This window comes from Streptomyces lasiicapitis, assembly GCF_014646335.1.
In the GTDB taxonomy this organism is placed as follows: Bacteria; Actinomycetota; Actinomycetes; order Streptomycetales; family Streptomycetaceae; genus Streptomyces; species Streptomyces lasiicapitis.
In genome coordinates, this window is sequence record NZ_BMNG01000009.1 from 59,910 (window position 1) to 80,646 (window position 20,737).

The window sequence follows — 20,737 nt, forward strand, 5'->3', positions numbered from 1 at the left end:
CCGCGCGGCTCCTCGACGGCCTTCGTGCGTACGGAAGTTGATGTGGAAAGCTGACCTCCACCGTCGGCGGGCGAGGGCGCCGTGGCGGTCGTGGAGAGGAGCGTGGTGTGAGGCAGGAGGGCGTCGGTGCCATGGAGATAGACACCACCAGACCGCACCCCGCGCGGATCTACGACTACCTGCTGGGCGGCAAGGACAACTACGAGGTGGACCGCCGGGCGGGCGAGGCGCTCGCCGCCGCGGCACCCGAGGCACGCATCGGCGTGCGGGCCAACCGCGCGTTCCTGCAGCGCGCCGTCCGCCACGTCGTCGGCAGCGGCGTCCGCCAGATCCTCGACATCGGTACGGGTCTTCCCACCTCGCCGAACGTGCACGAGACCGCGCAGGAGACGGCTCCGGACGTGCGCGTCGCGTACGTCGACAACGACCCGATCGTGCACGCGCACGCCAACGCCCTGCTCAGCAGCTCCGGCACCAGCAGCACCGTCCTTGCCGACCTGCGCGACCCGCAGGCCGTCGTGGACCACCCCGACGTACGCAAGGTCATCGACTTCGACGAGCCGGTCGCCCTGCTCCTCGTCGCCGTACTGCACTTCCTCACCGACGCCGAGCAGCCCCGGCGGATCGTCGCCGACCTGCGTGACGCGCTGCCCGCCGGCAGCTTCCTCGTGCTCTCGCACGCCACGGGCGACTTCGCGGACCGCAGCGCCGCCCAGGCCGTCTACAGCAAGGCGACCGCCACCCTGAACCTGCGCTCCCGCGCCGAGGTCGAGCCGTTCTTCGACGGCTTCGAACTGGTCGAACCCGGCTTGGCCCAGGTCCCGTTCTGGCGCCCGGACGCGCCGCCCCCGGCACGCTCCGGCGAGATCGGCTTCTACGGGGGCGTGGCGCGCAAGACGGGCTGAGGCCGTCGGCCTGTCGGGCGGGCCCGGTCAGCCCTTCGCCGCCGTCCGGTACGGACGGAAGAACGCCCGCAGCTCCTCCGCGTACAGCTCCGGCTCCTCGAACGGCGCGAAGTGCCCGCCCCGCGCGGGCTCGGTCACGCGAGCCACATTGGCCGTGCGCTCCAGCCACGCCCGTGGCGGGCGGACGACGTCGCCGGCGAAGAGGGAGAAGCCGGACGGCACTTCGACCCGGCGGGCGTACTGCGCGGGCGGGATCGCGGCGTTCGCGCGGTACATGCGCATCGACGAGCCGATGGTCCCCGTGAGCCAGTAGAGCGTCACGTTCGTGAGGATCTCGTCCTTCGTGTAGCTCCGCTCGATGTCGCCGTCGCAGTCGCTCCACGACCGGAGCTTCTCGACGATCCACGCGGCGAGCCCGGCCGGCGAGTCGGTGAGCCCGAACGCGGCGGTCTGGGGCTTCGTGCTGTGCATGGCGGCGTACGCGCCCTCGGCGCGGCCCCAGGCCGCGGCGCCCTCCATCCAGGCGCGCTCCTCCGGCGTCAGATCCGCGGGGTCGCCGCTGTAGCGGGGCAGCCCCGCGTCCGTGCGGTGCACCGCCACGACCCGGTCGGGGTGGTCGAGGGCGAGGAAGCGGCTCACGTGGCTGCCGAGGTCCCCGCCCGCCGCGCCGAACCGCTCGTATCCGAGTACGTCCATGAGTTCGGCCCACAGGCCCGCGACGGCGAGGGAGTCCAGCGGTGGTCCTGTCGGGCGGTCGGAGTACCCGAAGCCGGGGATGTCGGGCACGACCACGTCGAACGCGTCGGCGGGGTCGGCGCCGTGCGCGCCCGGATCGGTGAGGAGGGAGACGACCTTCGTGTACCGCCAGAACGAGTCCGGCCAGCCGTGGCTGAGGACCAGCGGAAGCACGGGCCCGGCCGGCGCGACGGCCCGCGCGTGCACGAAGTGGACCCCGAGGCCCCCGAAGCCCTCGAGGCCGACGCGGAAACGGGGGAGCCGGGCGAGCTCCGCCTCCTGCGCCGACCAGTCGAAGCCGTCCGCCCAGTAGGCGACGAGTTCGCGGAGGTAGGCGAGGTCGGTGCCGAGCGACCACCCGGCGTCCTCGGGCGAGTCCGGCCAGCGCGTCGCGCGCAGCCGCGCGCGAAGGTCCTCGATCGCCGCGGGGTCGGCCCGCGGGGTGAACGGCTCGGGGCGGGGCGATGCGTCGGGCATGGGACGCATGCTAGGCCACGTGCGCGGGGGCACGTGGTGGTGCGATTGAGGTGTGTGGTCAAGTAAGGGCGATCAGGGCCCTGGTGGGGCCGGTGGGGTGAGCGGGCGCGGGAGAGCATCGTGGGCAAGGACGGGTCCATACCGGACGAGGAGTGGGAGCGCTTCCTGCGAGAGTCCGAGGCCGGGACTCAGGGGGCACCGGAGGAACCGTCGGCGCGGGCCCGGATGGTGGCGCGCCGACTCCGGGACGAGCCCGCGGAACCGCAGGGCTGGCGTGCTCATCAGCCCGTGCGGGAGAGACGGGGCAGGAGGCTCTGGTACGCGGTCGGTCTGCTGGTCGCGGCGGGCCTGTTGGTGGTCGCGCTGGCGCCGGGACGGGTCGCGGGGTGGTTCGGGGGCGGAGACGGTGACGCAGACGGCGGGAGTGCGCCGCTCGCGGCCGAGTCGGAGCGTCCGACCGGGCCGCCGGCCTCCGCGGCTTCGCGTCAACTGCCCACGCTGAAGCAGCCGTTCAGAGGCTCACCCGCCGCCCGCTGGGGCGACGGGACGGCGGGCATCCACATGCCGTCGGCGCGGGCGACCGGCTGGATGAGCAAGGAGCAGGTGGCGCAGGCGCTCACCCGCAGCCGGGACTTCCTCGCCGCGTCCAGCCTCGACCCGGATGTGCTGCGCGGGGAGCGGCCGAGGAAGGCCATCGCGCTGATCAACCCGCGCCAACAGGACGTCAAGGACTACCTGGCGGTCACGTTCCGTGAGCCCAGCCGCGAGAACGATCCCCTGATGCTCTTCAGCCGCTTCGCGACGAAGGACGTGCGAGTGGTCGGCGACGTGGTCAAGACGCGAGGACGGGTCACGTTCCGGGAGGGGAAGCGGGGCGCGGTCGAGGTGACCACCGACGTCACGTACGTCTATCCGGTCGTACGCGCCGCCGGGGGCAGCGACGAGGTCGCGCGCACCATCGCGCGCCGCGAAGTGGTGATGAGCTGGGACAACCCGGCGAAGGTGGTCACTTCGCCGGGCACGTTCTCCCTGCTCTCCTACAAGACCGACACCACCAACGGCGGCTGTGACAACTTCAGCGGCTACTTCACCCCGGAGTTCCACGCCGAACGCGCCGCCACCGGCTCGGGCGACGGCCCCGAGGTCGACCCCTACGACCGGAGCACGTCCATCGACGCCCGCTTGCGGGACGCCGAGGGGACGGGGTGCGGGACCGCGACGCGCTGGTGAGGACGGGACACCGAGCCCGTTACTGACCGGCCCGTCGATGCAGGCCGATGTACTCGCCCATGGCGCCCGCGCCGTACTCGAAGACCGACACGGGATTCACCGCGACGGACGCGAGGTGGTTGTTGACCTCGAAGCCGACCATGCCGTGGAGCTGCGTCCACACCACGAACATGCGGGCGACCACGCCGCTGGGCAGCCCTTCCAGCGGGCCCGAGCTGAGCGCCGCGACGTTCTGGAGCATTCCGTCGCTCAACGGCGGCTCGTCGGGCCGGTCTTCGGTGAGCGCGCCCGCCTTCTGCGCGTCGCGCAGGACGGCCACCATCGTGCCCACGATGCGGCCGACCGCCTCGACGGTCTCCGGCGGGGCGGTGTACCCGGGAATCGGGCGGCCCCACAGCATGACGTACTCCTCCGGGTGGGCCACGGCCCACTCCCGTACGCCCTGCCAGATGGCGACCCAGCGTCGCAGCGGATCGGCTCCCGCCGCCACGGCCGCCGCGGCGGCGGCCTCCGCGCTGTCCGCCACGGCGTTGTACGCGCCCACGATCAGCGCGGACATCAGCGCCGTCTCGTCGGGGAAGTGCCGCGCCGCGTCCTGCGCGTCGATCCCGGCGTCCCGGGCCACCGCTGCGGGCGCCAGATCGACCGCGTGCCGCGCCTCGATCCGCTGTAACGCCGCCGCCTTCAACTGCCGTACCAGTGCGTCGCCTTCGTGGTGCTGTGCGTTCGTAGAAGTCATGATCTGGACCTTTCCAGACCCCGTTCACGGTGTCGATTACCTCGGAGGTAGGAACGGGGGCACGAACGGGGGTGACAGCCGGAATTCAGTGGTCCGAGGCCGGAATCGCGCGCCATACTCGGCCGGTGAGCGTGCTCCTTGGTGGGAACGGATCGGCTTTCGCGTACGGATCGGTCTTGCCGTCGTTGGCGGCCGAGGCGGCGACGCTGGAGGAGTTGGGCGCGGCCGTGTCGGCGGAGCTCGGCCGCCGCGTGCCGCACGACGGATATCACCTGATGGCCCTCGACCCGTTCAGCGGAGCGTGCTCGTTCCATGTGACGCGGCACGGATATGGGGCGGAGTCCCTGCGCGGCCTGGAGCGGGAGTTCGGGCGGCCCGAGGAGGCGTTCCCCTTCGCGTCGTTGTTCCAAGGGCCCACTCCTGTGGGCGTGTTGAGCAATGGCGTCCATGAACACCGGTACTGCGCGCGGCTGCACGACATCATGCGGGCCGAGGGGATGTGCAGCGAGATGCGTCTCGCGCTCAGCCTGGGCGGCCGGGCGTGGGGTGGGGTCGTACTGCTGCGGGAGAAGGGCAGCCGGCCGTTCTCCTTGGCCGAGATCGATCAGGCGGAGAAGCTGGCGGGGCCGCTCGCCGTGGCACTGCGGGCGTTCGTGGCGAGCAAGCCGCTGCGCATCGCCTCGCACGGCGGACCACCGGGCGTGATCATCGTGGATGGGCACGACGCGATTCGCGCGGTCACCCCGGGAGCACGCGAATGGCTGCGTGCGTACGTCCCCGACTCCTCCCAACCCGTCGACGACGACGCGCTGTTCACCGCCCTGTGCAACATCACGCACACCGCGCGCAGGTCACCGGACGGCTCGGCGGTGAGCCAGCTGTTCACCCCCTGCGGCTGGGCCACCGCACACGCGCAGCCGCTCGGCGTCGACGGGGAACAGGGCAACGTGATCACCATTCAGCCCGCGACGGCCGACGCGCTGCTGCCGGCCGTCGCGGAGTGGTACGGGATCACGCTCAGGGAGCGGGACGTGATCCGGCACGCGCTGCACGGGGTGCCGGTCAAGCACATCGCCCGCACGCTCGGCGTGTCGGTGCACACCGCCAACGACCATCTCAAGTCGGTCTACCGCAAGTTGGGCGTGGCGGGCCGGGACGAACTGTTCGCCGCGTGCCTGGTGCGGACGGGTGGCAGCTGACGCGGTCCCCGGCCCGCGAACAAGACAGCCCCGCGCGCCGTCCACGGCCACCCCCTGCCGGCCGTGGACAGCGCGTGGTGTCAGGGAGTCCGGCCCACGCACACGGCGTCGATCACGTCGTTGCGCGGGTCCCCGCCGCCGTTGACGGACCACTGTTCACCGATCTGGACGTCGGCCACCCACTTCCAGTAGGTGCCGGTCCAGTCGTACATGTGCACTTCGTGCCCGCCGCGGTTGAACACCGAGCTGATCCGGTCGTTGAACGGAGGGTTCCAGTGGCCCAGGTCGAAGCACCCGGGGTTCGGGGCCTTCCACAGGTCCCCGGTGCCGTTGGCGCCGGAGAAGTAGCAGGAGTAGCGGTCCGGGCAGCGTTCGTAGCCCGCGGCCGCGGCGGGCGCGGACGGGGCACCGGCGACGGACAGGCCGGCGGCGAGCGCCAGGGCGAGGAAAGCCCCGCCGGCTCTGTTTCTGAGGGCAGCGATCACTGAAGAGCCTCCGTTGAGCAGAAGGGTCGGGCATGGCGTGGCGCCCGGCGGGGATCGCGGAGTGCGAAGGTCGCCGGCGCCGCGCATTCAGCATGCGGCGCCCTCTGAAGAGCGGGTATCCCGAGAATTAGGGGTTGCCGCGGCGGCGTGCCTCGCGGCGGCCCGCGTAACGCTCCTTGCGATTGCTCGCCCTGACCATGTCCTGCCACTCCTTCACGCAGGAGCGCGCGTTGCACCCCGAGCAGCAGGTGCTGCCGAACAGCAGCATGCCGGGGTGTTCCCAGCGGCAGCGGGTGTCCGGCTCCTCGCGGGTCGGGCGCGGCGGCAGGTCACAGGGGCCGTGCCGGTGATCGTGGACCGGCCGGGGATCGTGCTCGGCGTGGCGCACCCACAGGGGCTTCGTCTTGTCCGTACGGGACATCTCGTTCCTTCCGGAACCGCCGCCCCTGCTCCCGGTACTTCCGGGCGGGCGGCCGGGTTCGCCACTTCACGGCGTCACGCTCCTTCCTTGGTCCGCGGACAGCCTTGCAGGCTATCGGCGGGCTTTCGCCGTACGCAAAGGGGTTTTCGGCCGCGCAGGAGAGGTGGATGGGGCCGGAGCGCGGGGTAGGACGCATGTGTCAGGGACATATCCGGGGGCGGCGCGACGCCATGACGCGAGGACGACCGTGAACACGACAGCCGAACTGGCGGAGAGATTCTGGGCCTGGCGGGACGAGACCCAGCCCGACTCGATGGACGATCTGCCGCGGGTGGAGCGCCCCTCGGGCTGGGTGGCCGACTGGTCCGCCGAGGCGGTACGGGAGCTGGGCCGCAGACTGGCGGAGTTCGAGGGGGAGTTGGGGAAGGGACGGCTCGGGGCGGGGGACGGCCTGGATGCTCCCAGTGCCCCTGCTGCCCCCGCCGACCCCGGTGCCGTGGACGCGCGGCTGCTCGGTTCGGCCCTTGCCCGCGTGCGCTGGGAGCTCGACCACCTGCGGGGCTGGCAGCGCAACCCCTGCTTCTACATCGACCAGGCGCTCGGCCCCCTCTACTGCGTCCTGCTCGACCGGCGGCCGTTCGCCGGGGAGCGGGCCGAGTCGGTGCTGCGCCACCTGCGCCGGGTGCCGGACACATTGCGGCACGCGCGCGAGAACCTCGCGGGGCACGCGGAGCGGCCGTTCGCGCGGTCGGCGGTCCGCAAGCTCGACGGGGTCGAGGAGCGGCTGACCGCGAGCATGCGGGCGCTCGCCCCGCACCTCCCCCCGGACGAGGCGCGTGCGCTGCCCGAAGCGACCGAGACCGCCACGCGCGCGTTGGCCGACTACCGGCACTGGCTCGCCGACCCCCGCACCGAGGCCGACTTCCAGGAGCGCGCGCCCGTCGGCGACCTGAGCCACTTCCTGCACCGGGTGGCGCTGCTCCCGCACCGTCCGGAACGCATCCGGGACATGGCGCGGCAGGAGTGGGACCGGGCCACGGCCCTGGAGCAGGTGCTCCGCGCCCGCCACCGCGCACTGCCCCCCGCCGTCCTGCCGGCCACCTCGGCCGAGCAGATCGCCCGGCAGGAGGCCGCCGAACGGGAGATACGCGCCTTCCGGACCGAACGCGGGCTGTTCCGCGACCCGCAGGACCTGCGCGGGTACAGGTTCGTCGACATGCCCGCCCACCTGGCGCCGTTGACGTGGCTCGGCGTGCCCGACGACCTCACGTCCGTCGATCGCGCCACCGAGGACGCGGTGCGCTACGTTCCGCAGCCGCACCCCGGCCTGCCCTTCTTCCCGTACGCCGACGCGCTCGACCCCCGGCTCGGCATCTGCCACGAGGGCGTGCACGCCCAGCAGCTCGCCTTCTCGTGGCAGCACCCGAACCCCGTACGCAGGCATTTCTACGACTCGACGCCCAACGAGGGCATCGCCTTCCACCAGGAGGAACTGCTGCTCTCGGCGGGGCTGTTCGACGACGCCCCGCACAGCGCGCTGACGATCGTCGGGTTCCTGAGGCTGCGGGCGCTGCGCGCGGAGGTCGACATCGGCCTGGCGAACGGCGACCTGACCATCGAGGAGGCCACGGACCGGCTCGACGTCGTGCTCGGCGACCGCGGGACCGCCTGGGAGGAGGCGGTGTTCTTCGCGGGCAACCCGGGGCAGGCGCTGAGCTACCAGGTCGGGAAGCTCCAGATCAACGAACTGATCGCGGAGCTGCCCGGTGACGTCGCCCTCGCCGACTTCCACCGCCGCCTGTGGCGGGAGGGCAACGTGCCGCTGGCGCTGCAGCGGTGGGAACTGCTCGGGCGCCGCGACCACCTCGACCGGGCGGACGCACTCGCCGGCGCCCGGCAGTCACCGACCGCCACTAAATAGAACGTTCATTCCATTGTGACTCGGTACTCCCGCATCCACCGGTCCACCTCGATCAGGGGCAGCAGCAGGTGCAGGGTGTCCGCGACGGCCATCATGGGGCCGCTGTGCGCGCCGAGCCGCCGGACGGCCTCCGCGTCGAGGAGACCGGCCAGGGGCGAGTCCGGGTCGGAAAGGAGTGCGTCGAGTTCGGCCCGGACCCGCGCGCCGTGCGCGGGCGCGAAGGTCGCCGGGTAGGCGCTCTTGCGGCGGTCGAGCACGGACGAGGGCAGCAGATCGGCGACGGCCGCGCGCAGCACGCTCTTCTCCCGGCCGTCGCCCGTCTTCATCTTCCACGGCACGTTCCACACGTACTCGAGAAGCCGGTGGTCGCAGAACGGAACCCGCACCTCCAGTCCCACGGCCATGCTCATCCGGTCCTTGCGGTCCAGGAGGTAGGCGAGGGGGCCCTGGAGACTCAGGTACAGCACCTCGCGCATCCGCGCCTCGAGGCCCGTCTCGCCGTCGAGGCGGGGGGTGCGGGCGAGGAGGGTGGCGTAGCGGTCGTGCTCGTCGTCGTCGGGCCGCACCCGGGCGCGGACGTCCGGGGCGAGACAGTCGGTGAGGCGGGGACCGTTGCCCAGCCAGGGGAAGGTGTCCCGGTCGACGGTGGCCCGGTCGAAGAACCACGGATAGCCGCCGAACACCTCGTCCGCCGCCTCCCCGGACAGCGCGACGGTGAAGCGCTCCCGGATCCGGGCGAAGAGGAGATACATGGAGGTGTCGAACTGGCCCAGGCTCGGCAGGTCGCGCGCGGCGAGCGCGGCCGGGACGGCGTCCGCGAGCCGGGACGGGTCGAGGAGCACCTCGATGTGCTCGGTGCCGATGTGGCGCGCGGCGGCATGCGCGTACGGCGCGTCGCGTTCCGGACGCAGGGGAGTGGGCCGGAAGTCGGTGTCGCCGTCCTCGAAGTCCATGGAGTACGAGGTGAGTTGGGGGTGTTCGGCGGCGGCGAGCGCGGTGACGGCGCTGGAGTCGAGGCCGCCGGACAGCAGGGTGCAGGTGGGCACGTCGGCGACCATCTGCTCCGAGACGATCCCGGAGAGCAGCTCACGGACGTGGGCCGCCGTCGTGGGCTCGTCGTCGGTGTGCTCACCGCTGACGAGCCGCCAGTACGGGGTGGTGTGGACGCCGGACCGGTCGACGCGCACGAGGTGGCCCGGCGGGACCTGGTGCAGATCGCTGAGCGGTGTCTCCCCCGGCATCAGCAGCCGGGGGTTGAACAGGACGGGCAGCGCGTCGAGTTGAATCCGCGGGCGGAACAGCGGATTGGCGAGGAGCGCCTTGGGCTCGGAGGCGAACAGCACGCCGCCGGGGCGCGGGTGGAAGTAGAGCGGCTTCACGCCGAGGCGGTCGCGGACGAGGAGCAGTTCCTCGCGCTCGGCGTCCCAGACGGCGAACGCGTACATGCCCGCCAGGTGGTCGACGAAGCCCGCGCCCCACTCCAGATAGGCGCGCAGCACCACCTCGGTGTCGGACTCGGTGGTGAACGTATGACCCCGTGAGGTCAACTGACCGCGCAGGGCGCGGTAGTTGTAGACCTCGCCGCTGTAGGTGAGGACGACGGGCGGCCGTCCGGGGGCGCGGGCCGCCTCCATCGGCTGCCTGCCGCCTTCGAGGTCGAGCACCGAGAGCCTGCGGTGACCGATCGCCGCGTGCGGGGACAGCCAGACGCCGGAGGCGTCCGGGCCGCGGCGGCTCAGGGTGGCCGTCATGGCCTCGACGGTCTGCCGCTCCGTCCTCAGGTCCCGGGTGAAGTCGATCCAGCCCGCGATTCCGCACATGGCAATCCTTTCAGGAACACATCGAGATCGACCTCGGTGGCGTCCACGACCCCGCCGGTCTCCCAGCGCAGGCCGGTCCGCGGCGGCCGGTAGGGGTCGTGGAAGTACGTCGCGAGCAGCCCGCCCCTCGTCTCGGCGAGTACGGGGTTGGCGACCAGGAAGTCCCGTACGGCAGGGGTGTCACGGCGCACGCACAGCCACAGCCGTTTGCCCGCGAAGTGCGTGGCGGGCGGCGCCACATGAGGGTGCAGCTTGCGCTTGAACTGGACGATGCCCTTGCTGAGGAACGGCTCGGCGCCCGACAGGTCGACGCGCGCGAGGCCTTCCCGCTCGGCCCACTCCAGGATGGACACGTACAGAGCCACGTACGTACCGGACCGGTAGCGGCTCTCCGCGCCGTCGAGGACCCCGGCGAGCCGCAGGACCAGCGCGTCGCGCTCAAGACGGCACAGCATCCCGGCGACCCGCTCGCCCCTCTCCCGCAGGAAGAACAGCACGCCGTGCCGGAACAGGCTGTGCCAGGCCGTCTTCTTGGGCACGGAACGGGTCGCCGCGCCGTGCCTGCGGTCCATGGTCGGGCGGTGCATCCGGTCGTAGAAGAAGGTGAAGTCCTCCTGGGTGGCGGCCACTTCGAGGGTGCGGTCGAGTGACCGCTGCTCGCGCTGGTACTGCTGCCGGGCCTTGCGGGACAGCCGGGCCGCGATGGCCGTGCCGTCGTGCTCCAGGGGCACCACCAGGCCGACGCGGAAGGGGGCGACGACCGTGGGCTGCCGGCCGGGCGGCCGGAAGGCGCGGCCCGGCGGGCAGCCCACGGCGAGCAGCTCCGCCTCCGGCACACCGCGGGCGGCGAGCCGCGCCCAGGTGGTGCGCCGGTGCTCGCGCCGCGCGGTGGGACCGCGCTGCTGTTCCAGGAACGGCAGCACATGGTCGAGCCCGGCGCCGAGACCGGCGTACGCGAGGGTGACCCCACCATCTTGCGGGTGGGAAACCGTCACCCCCGGGCGCAGCGCGGTGAGCCGGTCGACGGCGTGGTGCGCGCCCACGAGCCGCGGGTCGGCGCTGTTGTGCCAGCGGTAGCGCCACTCTTCGACGAGCGAGTCCAGCGAGTCCAGCGTCATGCACTGACCGCGGCGGAGAGGACCTTCGCCAACTCCGGTGCCGTGCGCACGGGTTCGGTGTGCTCGACGGGGAGCGGCGGGAGGGTCTCGTCGGTGTAGTAGCCGGAGGCGTGCGCGACGACCTCCGTGCCGGGGGCGATGAGACCGCGCTCACGGCCGACCAGGATGCCGGTGAGCATCTTGATCAGGGACCATTCGCGGATCCGCGAGGGATCGGCGTCGATGTCCACGCCCGCGCGGGCCGCGAGGTCCCGGACGCGGTCGAAGCGGTCGAGGCACTCGCGCCGGGACACCACGACGCCACCGCCGCCGTGCTTGCCGATCAGGGGGTCGATGGCGGCCGACGTGACCGGGTTCTTGGTGTAGAAGGTCGGGTCGAGGACCTCGGCCGGGTCGTCGGTGACGGCGGGGAACGCCGGGTCGCCACTCTGCCGCCACACCCCGGCCGCCGGGTCCTGGCTGTAGCGGGGGACGTCGCGGCCGAGGGCGCTGACGACCATGTCGGGCGTGGCGAGCTGCTGGACGAGGAAGAACCCGGGGTGCCGGGCGGGCGCGGCCAGCTTCGGGTACAGGCCGTCGGCGAGCACCTGGTGACCGAGGTGGTAGCCGAGCAGCCCGTACGCGCTGGACACGGCGTGCGCGTGCCATCGTGGCGGCGCGTCCGCGGTCAGCGGCAGGAGTTCGGCCTCGGCGAAGGCGCGTACGGAGTCGGCGACCCGGTAGTTGTCCAGGTCGAGGGTGTACCAGCAGCGGAACCCGGTGCCGGCCAGGGCCTCGTCGGCGTACGCGTCGACGACCTCTTTCGCGAGGTCCTTCACCCCGGCGGGGGTGTCGACGTCGGCCAGGGCCAGCGGGTTGGCGCCGCGCAGCGCGGAGTCATCCGACAGCGGGCCGCCGCGCAGCTTGGACGTCGACGCGGCGGGCGCGACCATCACCACGCGCAGCTCGTCGGGGCTCGCGAACCCGGTGGCGTAGGCGCGGGCGACGGCGTCGCGCAGGGCGCTGCCCTTGTTGCCGGAGGTCGGGGTGAGGAAGACGACGCGCTCGCCGGTGCGCCGGATGTGGTCCACGGCGCGCGCGACCATCGTCAGCGACGCGAACGCCTTGGTGGTCCGGGTGCCGGGGCTGCGCATCAGGTCGAGGAGGTACAACTCCTCGTCGAGCCGGGTGAGTACGAGATCGGTGACGTCCGTGAAGCGGGTGAACGCCTCGTCGGCCTCCGGCAGCGCAAGGGGCACCGGGAGCGGCCCCGCGGACCCTCGCCGGTCCATGAGGTACTTGGCGGCGGCCTGTACGCCCGAGTGGTAGTGGGCCAGCGCGTTGCGCACGGTGCCGATGTGCTCCGGGTGGGCATCCGATATGGCGGACATGGGACTTACCCTTCTGTTCGGTTCGCGCGCGCCTGCAGCGCGGGAAGCACGTCGGTGGCGATCCGTTCGAGGACGGCCGGGTCGGCCTGGTGCGGGGGTTCGGCTCGGGGGAAGGGAACGACGAGGTCCGTCACTCCCGACTCGGCGTAGCGGCCCGCCAGTTCGGCGAAGGCGTCGACGGACCGCAGCGCGGAGTGCGTGCGGTCGCCGTGGTAGACGAGCCGGGCGACCGCCGACGGGTCGCGGCCGGTCTCGGCGCACACCTCGTCGAACCGTTCCAACTGCTCGCGCACGATGTCCGTGTCCACGACGGCGGCGCGAAGGCCCGGCTTCGGCGAGGTGCCGTTGGTGATCCAGACGTCCGCGTGCCGGGCGGCGACGCGCATGGCGCGCGGCCCGGTGGCGGCGACGGCGAGCGGCAGCCGCGGGCGCTGCCGGCAGCCGGGGAACATCCGCGCCCCCTCGGCGACGTACCAGCTCCCGGCGAAGTCCGTGACGTCCTGGCGCAGCAGCCGGTCGGTGAGCTCGGTGAACTCGGCGAACCGGGCCATGCGCGCGCGGGTGTCCACGGCGGGCTCGCCGAGCACCCGGGCATCGGGACCGTCCACACCGGCGCCGATGCCGAGGATCATCCGCCCCTCGGAGATGTCGTCGAGGGCGACGGCCTCCTTGGCGAGCGTGACCGGGTGCCGGTAGTTCGGGGTGCACACCAGGGTGCCGAGCCGCACCCTCTCCGTCACCGCGGCGGCGGCGGTGAGGGTGGGCAGGGCCGCGAACCAGGGCTTGTCGAGCAGATCGCGCCAGGCGAGATGGTCGTGCGTCCAGGCGTGGTCGAAGCCCATCTCGTCGACGGCGCGCCAGTACGGGGCGGACTCACGCCAGGACTGGGCGGGGAGGATCACGACTCCTACGCGCATGGGGACCTCCGGTCGGTCGTGCGGTGTCGCGCGTGTCCCGGTTGCTCGTCCGCGCGGTGTCGCGCGTGCCGCTGCCGCCCCGTCATGCGTCGTTCTCCGGTGTCAGCAGCGCCTCGACCTCCGCCGCGCCGAGCCCCTCGATCTCCGCGAGGACGGCGTCCTCGACGGCCACGGCGAGCCCGCGCACGGTCGCCTCCCGGAAGACCAGGCTCACCGGCAGGCGGACGCCGAACTCGCCGAGGATGCGGGTGGCGACGCGGGCGGCGGACAGCGAGTTGCCGCCCAGCTCCATGAACTCGTCGTCGACACCGACCTGTTGTACGTCGAGGACCTCCGCGAACACGGCGCACAGGACGCGTTCCTGGTCGTTGCGGGGCGCGGTGTACGGCGTGTCGAGATGCCGGTCGCCGGGGGCGGGCAGGGCGGCCCGGTCGATCTTGCCGTTCGGGTTGAGCGGCAGCCGGTCGAGGGTCTGGACGGTCGCCGGGACCATGTGGTCGGGCAGCCGGTCCGCGAGGTACGCGCGCAGCGTCGCGGAGCTCGCGGGGCCGACCGCGTAGCCGTCGAGCCGCCACGCCCCCTCGGGGGTGCGGCGCGCCACCACGGCGGCCTCCTTCACCTCGGGGTGGGCGGCCAGGACCGCCTCGGCCTCGGCGGGCTCCACGCGGAATCCGCGCACCTTGATCTGGTCGTCGACCCGGCCGAGGAACGCCAGGCCGTCCGGAGTGCGGTGGGCGCGGTCGCCGGTGCGGTACATCAGCGCGCCGGGCACTGGGGCGAAGGGGTCGGGCACGAACCGCTCGGCGGTCAGGGCGGGTTGACCGACGTACCCACGGGCGACACCGCGCCCGCCGATGTACACCTCGCCCTCCGCCACGGGCCGCAGCCGGTCGTCGAGGAGGTGGATCGTCACGTCCGGGATCGGTGTGCCGAGGGCGGGATCGGTGGCCCAGTCCTGAGGCCCACCCGGCAGCGGGTTGGCCGTGGCCTGGTGGGTCTCCGAGGGCCCGTACTGGTTCTCGAGGGCCGCGCCCGCCTCGGTGAGGAAGCGCCGTACCTCGTCGGTGACCCGCAGCGGCTCGCCCGCAGCGATCACCTCGCGCAGGGCGAGCCGGGGGCGCTCCGGCCGGCTCAGGTGCGCGCCCGCGAGCTGGCGCAGGAAGCTCGGTGAGAGGTAGAGCCGTTCGACGTTCTCGCGTTCCAACAGGTCGAGGAGGAGGAAGGGGTCCTTGCGGGTCTCCTCCGGCACGGTGACGAGGCTGCCGCCCGCGAGCAGCGTGCCGAAGATCTCCTGGAGCGACATGTCGAAGCCCAGCGAACAGAACTGTGCGCAGACACGCGGGCCGGGCACGCGCATCGCCCAGTCGGCGACGTTCTCGATGGTGCGTGAGGGCAGGCCGATGCCTTTGGGGCGCCCGGTCGAGCCCGAGGTGAAGATGACGCAGAGGACGGCGTCGAGGGAGGAGAGGCGCTCGGGCGCCGCCACCTGCGCGGGCGCGGGGCCGGCGCCAGGCTCGCGTCCGGGTCCGGGCTCGGCGCTGGTGCCGGGCTCGGCTTCGGGCGGCAGCGCGGGCACGCCGAACCCGTCGGGGCCGAGCACGAGCCGCGCCCCCGAGACGGCCACCATGTGCGCGAGCCGGTCGTGCGGATACGACCCGTCGAGCGGCAGATAGACCCCGCCCGCCTTCATGATCGCCAGCAGCCCGGTGAGGGCCTGCCGGCCGCGCGGGAGCGCGGAGCCGACGACGTCCTCCGTGCCGATGCCGTGGTCCCGGAGCCGGTGGGCGAGCCGGTCCGCGTGGGCGTCCAGTTCGCGGTACGTGATCCGGTGGCCGTCGTCGACGAGGGCGACGGCGTCGGGGGTGCGGCCCACCTGCTGGTGGAACCGGTCAACGAGGTCCATCGGGGGCTCCCTGGGCCGGGGTGGTGTCGGGGCCGGCCTGCGCGGCCGTGTCGGGGCGGGCCTCCAAGGCCTCAGTGGCCTCCAAGGACGCCGAGGCCTCAGCGCGGGCCCGCGCCGCCTTCACCTCGTCCGCCAGCGCCCGCACCGTCTGGGACCGGAACAGGACACGCAGCGAAAGCGAGACGCCGAACTCGCGGTTGACCCGGAGCACGACCTGGGGCACGAGCAGCGAATGCCCGCCCAGGTCGAAGAAGTTGTCCCGGGTCCCGATGTCCGCGCGCCCCAGGACGTCCTGCCACACCGTGACGATCCGGCGGTCCGTCTCGTCCCGTGGCGGGGCGGGCCCGTCGGCCGTCTCGGCCTCGGGTTCCGGCAGGGCGTTGCGGTCGACCTTGCCGGTGGAGGTGGACGGCAGCCGGTCGAGGACGACGCAGGCGCGGGGCACCATGTGGGCGGGCAGCCGGGCGCGCAGGAAGTCCAGGAGGTCGGCGGAGTCCGGGGCGTCCTCGCCGGGCGGGGGCGCCGCGTAGGCGGTGAGCCGGACGCCGCTGTCCGAGGCGCGGGCCGTGACGGCGGCGCGGCCGACCGCGGGGTGGTCCCGCAGCGCACCCTCGATCTCGCCCGGTTCGACGCGGTAGCCATGAATCTTGATCTGGAAGTCGGCGCGGCCCAGGAACTCCAGCGTCCCGTCCGGCCGCCACCGCCCCCGGTCACCCGTCCGGTACATGCGCCCGCCCGGCCGGTCTGCGAACGGGTCCGGCAGGAACGAAGCGGCCGTCAGATCAGGGCGGCCGAGGTAGCCGCGCGCCAACTGCCCGCCGCCGACGTACAGATCACCCGGGACGTTGATCGGAACCCTGCGCAGCCGTTCGTCGAGTACGTGGATCTTCCCGCCGGAAACCGGGGAGCCGATGGACGGCGTGCCCGGCCAGTCGCCGGGCGGGCCGGACAGACGCAGCGCCGTCACCACGTTGACCTCGGTGGATCCCCACTGGTTGTCGAGGACGACGGCGGACGCGCCCGCCGCGTTCGTGGCCGGGGAGTCCTCCGGCTGCGCGCACACGGCCCGCAGGTGGTCGCTCACCGTAAGCCGGTCGCCGGTGGTGACGAACTGGCGGACGCTCGCGAGGTGTTGGGGCCTGCGCCGGGCGATCCGGGCCAGCTCCTCCAGGACGGCGCCGGGCAGCAGCAGGGTGTCCACGGCGTGCTGGCGGACGAGTTCGGCGAGGGCGGAGACGTCGAAGCGGTCGGACTCCTCGGCCATCACCGCGCAGCCGCCGGCCCACCAGGTGGACAGGAACTCGTAGCCGCACACGTCCGAAGTGATCGGGAAGTACTGGAGCACGAAGCCGTCGAGGCGGTAGCGGCGCTCCGTCCAGCGCATCAGCCGGGCGGTGGGGCCGTGGTCCATCACCACGGCCTTGGGGCGGCCGGTGGAGCCGGAGGTGTGGACCACGTAGAGGGCGTTGGCGGGTCCCGCGGCGAGGGGCGGATGGGAGCCGGTGTCAGGCCCGGCGCCGAGCGGCGGGTTCGTGTCCTCGCCCCCGGACAGTTCCTTGACGGTCAGGGCAGGCATCGCCCACCCCGTCGGCGCGCCCGGCTCCACGACGACGCACTCGGCCCCGGCGTCCTCGGCCAGGAGTGCCAGGCGACCGTGCGGCTGCTGCGGGTCCAACGCCACGTACGCCGCACCGGACTTGGCGATGCCGAGCAGCGCCACCGGCAGGTCCGCGGTGCGCTCCAGGCACAGGCCGACGCGGGACTCGGTGCGGACGCCGTGGGCCCGCAGGCCCGCGGCGACGCGGTCGGCGCGGGAGTCGAGCTCCGCGTACGTCAGCCGCTCGGCACCGCAGATCACGGCGGGCGCGTCGGGGTGCAGGCGGGCGCGGTCCTCGAACCGGGCGACGACGGTGGTCATGACGCCTCCCCGGGCGTGAAGGTGACCGGGATCGCCGCCGGCCCGCGCAGCATGGGCCCGAAGCTCCACACGATCTCCTCGACCGGCACGGCCGACCGCACGTCGCCGAGCGCCTCGAAGAGCGTGCGGAGCGCGATCTCCCCCTCGGCGCGGCCGAGATGAGCGCCCAGGCAGAAGTGGGTGCCGTGCCCGAAGGCGAGGTGGCCGTTCCTGGGCCGGTCCATGTCGAAGGCGTCCGGGTCGTCGAAGCGCGCCGGGTCGCGGTTGGCGGCGGCGAACGACATCAGGACCGTGCCGCCCTTGGGCACGGGCACGTCGCCGACGACGACGTCCTCCAGGGCGTAGCGGTTGGTGGACACCTGGATGACCGAGTCGTGGCGCAGCAACTCGTCGACCACGTCGGCCCAGCGTGCGGGCTCCGCCAGGGCCTTCGCCAACTGCTCGGGGTGCTCCAGCATCCGCACGACGCCTGCGGACACCAGCGGGACCGTGGTGATGTGCCCGGCGCCGAGCACGGCGGTGACCATGCCGCGCAGCTCGGACTCGTCGCGCAGCCCGCCTTCGTCGAGGGCGCGCAGGAGCGCGGTCGTGACGTCGTCGCCGGGGTGGGCGCGCTTGTAGTCGATGATGTGTGTCACGTACGCGTCGACGAACTCGACGGCCGCGGGCTCCGGTTCGCGGGCCGCGCCGGCCCACCAGAACCGGTCGAGGAACTCGGCCGCGTCGACGCGCTGCTCCGGGGGGACGCCGAGGATCTCGTGGATCACGGCGACGGGGACGACCAGGCCGTACTCGGCCATCAGGTCGGCGTGTCCGCGTCCGGCGAAGGCGGCGATCGCCTCCCGGCAGGCGCGGGCTATCCGGGGGCGCAGGGCGTCGACGGCGGAGAGGCTGAAGGCCGGGTTGACGATGCGTCGCATCCGGCCGTGGTCCGGCGGGTCGGTGTCGAGGACGCTGCGCTCGGCCTCCGCCGAGGGGTCCGCGCCCGCGGCGTTGCGCGGATCGGAGCTGAGCCGGGAGTCGAGCAGCCCCGTGCGCACCAGCTCGTAGGAGGTGACGAAGCAGGTGGAGTCCGCGTCCGTGTCGCCGCCCATCGGGCAGGCCGGGGCGTTCTCGCGCAGCCAGCGGTAGTTCGGGTACGGATCCGGGTCAGCGGGATAGCCCTTCAACGGACCCCTCCTCGTCGGTTCGGGTTCTGTGCGCATGCCGCGCCCTTTTTCGCGATTTCTGGGGCTGAACTGCCGCACCTTGCCCCACGCAAAAGCCGGGCCTTGTCAATAGGGCGGTGAAGCGGGATTCACCATTCCGGAACCGGTGGGCCGGATGTGTATGTTGATCACCGACCCACGGAAGCTTGGACCAGGCCGGGAAAGGCTGTCAAGCATGAGTCTTTCGGCATCCAGGACCCGCATCCCGCACTCGGCGCACGGGCGGACGACCATGCCATTCCTTCAATACGGAGGGACGGGCTCCGCTTTTGTTGAAGTGTTGACAGTGCCGATGGCAACTGCACAGAATGGCCGAGTCGTTACCCCCAGTCGTTAACTCACTGTTTCCTGTTCCAGCTGATTCCAGTACCCATCGATGACAGGTGCGTTCCGCCCCGATTCTGCCCCGGTCAAGGGGGCCGGGGCCTCCTTTGGCTGCCTTCCCGAGGGGTTCGTTTTCGTCTTCCTGGGAGTTTTCTACGTTGCGAAGGAAACAAAGCCCCGACCGAGAAGAACTGCTGCGCCGCCGCCTCGCCGGACGTGCGGGCAGAGCCGGTTCCCCGGCGAAAGTCCAACGGGCCGCGCACCCCGAACTCTCCTTCGGGCAGCGCCGTATCTGGTTCATCGACCGCCTTCAGCCCGGCAGCGCCGCGTACACGATCCCGCTGGCCCACCGCCTGCGCGGAGAAGTGGACCGTGCCGCCCTTGACGCCGCGCTCGCCGATGTCGTGCGCCGCCACGAGGCGCTGCGCACCCGCTACCCCGCGGACAAGGGGGAGCCGTACCAACTCGTCGAGGACACACCGCCGACCCTTCGGTTCGAAGACCTCAGTGCCCTGCCCGACCCCGAGGCGCGGGCCCAGGAGATCCTCGCCGCGGCCGCCGAGGGCACCTTCGACCTGGACGGGGGCCCGCTGCTGCGCGCGGAACTGCTGCGCCTGGCCCCGGCCGACCACGTCCTCGCCGTGACCGTCCATCACATCGCCTTCGACGGGTGGTCGCTCGGCGTGTTCACCCGCGAGCTGGCCGAGTGCTACGCGGCGCGGCGCGCGGGCCACAGCCCCGACCTGCCCGAACTGTCCCTGCAGTACGCCGACTTCGCCGCCTGGCAGCGCGCCCACCTCACCGCCGACCGGCTGAGCGGGCACCTCGACCACTGGCGCGCGGAGCTCGACGGCGCGCCGACCGTCCTCGAACTGCCCGGCGACCACCCGCGGCCCGAGGTGCCCTCGCACGCCGCGGGAGAAGTGCCGTTCGTGGTCCCCGCCGACACCGCGGACCGGCTGCGCGAGCTGGCCCGTGAGCAGTCGGCCAGCCTGTTCGTGGTGATGCTCGCCGCGTACCAGGCCGTACTCGCCCGGCACGCCGCGACGTCCGACCTGCTGGTCGGCGTGCCCGTGGCCGGGCGTGACCGCCGCGAACTGGAGCAGCTCATCGGCTTCTTCGCGCACACGCTGCCGCTGCGGGCCCGCCTCGACGACGACCCCGCCTTCACCGACCTGGTCGCCCGCGTCCGCGAGAGCGCCCTGGAGGGGATGACCCACCAGGAGCTGCCCTTCGAGCAGCTGGTCGAGCACCTCACGCCGGCCAGGGAACTGGGCCGCAACCCCCTGGTGCAGGTGCTGTTCAACCTGCTGACCCGGGAGACGGGGACCGAGCCCGGCGCGCTGCGGCTCGACGGCCTCGACGTCACCGAGTTCGCCGGTGAGACCGTCACCACCCGGTTCGACCTGGAGTGCCACGTCCACGACCACGGCTCGCGGCTCAGCGGCAGGATCGTCTACGCGACCGAATTGTTCGACCGCACGACCATGGTCTGGTTCGCGGAGCATCTCCTGCATTTCGTCACCGCGGTGGCAGCCGATCCGTCCGTCCCGATTTCGGACGTTTCCCTCGTCACGGACGACGAACTGGAACTGATCGCACGGTGGAACGCCGCGAGCGACATCATGTGAGGCGCCCACACACCACCGCGGAAGCCGGTGGGCCTTCCAAAATTGTCGCGGCCTGAGATTTCGCCGTGTTCCCCTTTTTCCGCGCGCCCACGCGGAAATTCGCCGCACAGGTGAATGGTTCTCTATTCGCGGAACTCTCTGTGCCTCGCGGATTTCACCGCGTGCGACGCCGGATCTGCCGGACCGCGGACCACGCCTTTCTCGTACGAAAAAGCATGGGAGAAGACATGAATCACCGTGTCGTCGTGAACCACGAGGAGCAGTATTCCCTCTGGCCCGTGGACCTGGAGGTTCCCCTCGGCTGGACCGAGACCGGATTCACGGGCTCCAGGGACGAATGCCTCGCGCACATCGGCGAGGTGTGGACCGACATCACCCCGCTCAGCGTGCGCCAGGCCCTCGGCCGCTGACCTGCC

General features: G+C 72.5%; 17 protein-coding genes. 6 read left to right on the forward strand and 11 right to left on the reverse strand.

Annotated elements, in window-relative coordinates; genetic code table 11:
- Window positions 1-131: 131 nt before the first annotated feature.
- Window positions 132-905 (forward strand): SAM-dependent methyltransferase, encoded by a 774-nt coding sequence (locus tag IEY91_RS20730; RefSeq protein ID WP_189175168.1) that lies wholly within the window; start codon window positions 132-134, stop codon window positions 903-905.
- A 27-nt stretch (window positions 906-932) separates the two neighbouring features.
- On the opposite strand, the gene IEY91_RS20735 is transcribed toward IEY91_RS20730, so the two are convergent.
- A complete protein-coding gene (locus IEY91_RS20735; RefSeq protein WP_189175169.1) occupies window positions 933-2,117 on the reverse strand; it encodes an epoxide hydrolase family protein in 1,185 nt (394 codons plus the stop codon).
- 120 nt (window positions 2,118-2,237) lie between these two features.
- On the opposite strand from IEY91_RS20735, the gene IEY91_RS20740 reads away from it, so the two are divergent.
- The gene (locus tag IEY91_RS20740; protein WP_189175170.1) at window positions 2,238-3,347 is read left to right on the forward strand and encodes a hypothetical protein; all 1,110 of its coding nucleotides are present in this window, start codon (window positions 2,238-2,240) and stop codon (window positions 3,345-3,347) included.
- Window positions 3,348-3,366: 19 nt separating this feature from the next.
- Here IEY91_RS20740 and IEY91_RS20745 read toward each other — a convergent pair whose 3' ends face one another.
- On the reverse strand, window positions 3,367-4,086 hold the full coding sequence (locus tag IEY91_RS20745) for a TetR-like C-terminal domain-containing protein (protein ID WP_229697117.1): 720 nt from the start codon (window positions 4,084-4,086) through the stop codon (window positions 3,367-3,369).
- 176 nt (window positions 4,087-4,262) lie between these two features.
- On the opposite strand from IEY91_RS20745, the gene IEY91_RS20750 reads away from it, so the two are divergent.
- On the forward strand, window positions 4,263-5,285 hold the full coding sequence (locus IEY91_RS20750; protein WP_189175171.1) for a helix-turn-helix transcriptional regulator: 1,023 nt from the start codon (window positions 4,263-4,265) through the stop codon (window positions 5,283-5,285).
- Window positions 5,286-5,365: 80 nt separating this feature from the next.
- On the opposite strand, the gene IEY91_RS20755 is transcribed toward IEY91_RS20750, so the two are convergent.
- Together IEY91_RS20755 and IEY91_RS20760 are read right to left on the reverse strand one after the other, a co-directional pair.
- Window positions 5,366-5,770 (reverse strand): peptidase inhibitor family I36 protein, encoded by a 405-nt coding sequence (locus IEY91_RS20755; protein WP_164317822.1) that lies wholly within the window; start codon window positions 5,768-5,770, stop codon window positions 5,366-5,368.
- A gap of 127 nt (window positions 5,771-5,897) precedes the next feature.
- The gene (locus tag IEY91_RS20760; protein WP_164317821.1) at window positions 5,898-6,191 is read right to left on the reverse strand and encodes a hypothetical protein; all 294 of its coding nucleotides are present in this window, start codon (window positions 6,189-6,191) and stop codon (window positions 5,898-5,900) included.
- A gap of 247 nt (window positions 6,192-6,438) precedes the next feature.
- Between IEY91_RS20760 and IEY91_RS20765 the strand changes: the two genes are divergently transcribed.
- A complete protein-coding gene (locus IEY91_RS20765; protein WP_189175172.1) occupies window positions 6,439-8,112 on the forward strand; it encodes a DUF885 family protein in 1,674 nt (557 codons plus the stop codon).
- A gap of 5 nt (window positions 8,113-8,117) precedes the next feature.
- Here IEY91_RS20765 and asnB read toward each other — a convergent pair whose 3' ends face one another.
- The 7 genes from asnB to IEY91_RS20800 all read right to left on the reverse strand — a co-directional run bounded on the left by asnB (window position 8,118) and on the right by IEY91_RS20800 (window position 18,327).
- Window positions 8,118-9,932 carry an asparagine synthase (glutamine-hydrolyzing) gene (gene asnB / locus IEY91_RS20770; protein WP_189175173.1) on the reverse strand — a complete coding sequence of 605 codons (1,815 nt, stop codon included), beginning with the start codon at window positions 9,930-9,932 and terminating at the stop codon, window positions 8,118-8,120.
- Window positions 9,890-11,050 carry a GNAT family N-acetyltransferase gene (locus tag IEY91_RS20775; protein ID WP_189175174.1) on the reverse strand — a complete coding sequence of 387 codons (1,161 nt, stop codon included), beginning with the start codon at window positions 11,048-11,050 and terminating at the stop codon, window positions 9,890-9,892. The genes asnB and IEY91_RS20775 overlap by 43 nt, the downstream gene beginning before the upstream one ends.
- Entirely contained in the window at window positions 11,047-12,420 is a 1,374-nt protein-coding gene (locus tag IEY91_RS20780) for a DUF6002 family protein (protein WP_189175175.1), read from the reverse strand. Before IEY91_RS20780 ends, IEY91_RS20775 begins: the two co-directional genes overlap by 4 nt.
- Window positions 12,421-12,425: 5 nt before the next feature.
- The gene (locus IEY91_RS20785) at window positions 12,426-13,337 is read right to left on the reverse strand and encodes an LLM class flavin-dependent oxidoreductase (protein ID WP_189175176.1); all 912 of its coding nucleotides are present in this window, start codon (window positions 13,335-13,337) and stop codon (window positions 12,426-12,428) included.
- 82 nt (window positions 13,338-13,419) lie between these two features.
- A complete protein-coding gene (locus IEY91_RS20790) occupies window positions 13,420-15,240 on the reverse strand; it encodes a non-ribosomal peptide synthetase (protein WP_189175177.1) in 1,821 nt (606 codons plus the stop codon).
- Complete coding sequence (locus tag IEY91_RS20795; protein WP_189175178.1) at window positions 15,227-17,158, reverse strand: non-ribosomal peptide synthetase; 1,932 nt, start codon at window positions 17,156-17,158, stop codon at window positions 15,227-15,229. The genes IEY91_RS20790 and IEY91_RS20795 overlap by 14 nt, the downstream gene beginning before the upstream one ends.
- Window positions 17,155-18,327, reverse strand: coding sequence for a cytochrome P450 (locus IEY91_RS20800; protein ID WP_189175179.1), 1,173 nt, complete (start codon window positions 18,325-18,327; stop codon window positions 17,155-17,157). The genes IEY91_RS20795 and IEY91_RS20800 overlap by 4 nt, the downstream gene beginning before the upstream one ends.
- 521 nt (window positions 18,328-18,848) lie before the next feature.
- Here IEY91_RS20800 and IEY91_RS20805 point away from each other — a divergent pair.
- Window positions 18,849-20,321, forward strand: coding sequence for a condensation domain-containing protein (locus IEY91_RS20805; protein WP_189175180.1), 1,473 nt, complete (start codon window positions 18,849-18,851; stop codon window positions 20,319-20,321).
- Between the two features lie 227 nt (window positions 20,322-20,548).
- On the forward strand, window positions 20,549-20,731 hold the full coding sequence (locus IEY91_RS20810; RefSeq protein WP_229697118.1) for an MbtH family protein: 183 nt from the start codon (window positions 20,549-20,551) through the stop codon (window positions 20,729-20,731).
- The last annotated feature ends 6 nt before the right edge of the window (window positions 20,732-20,737 follow it).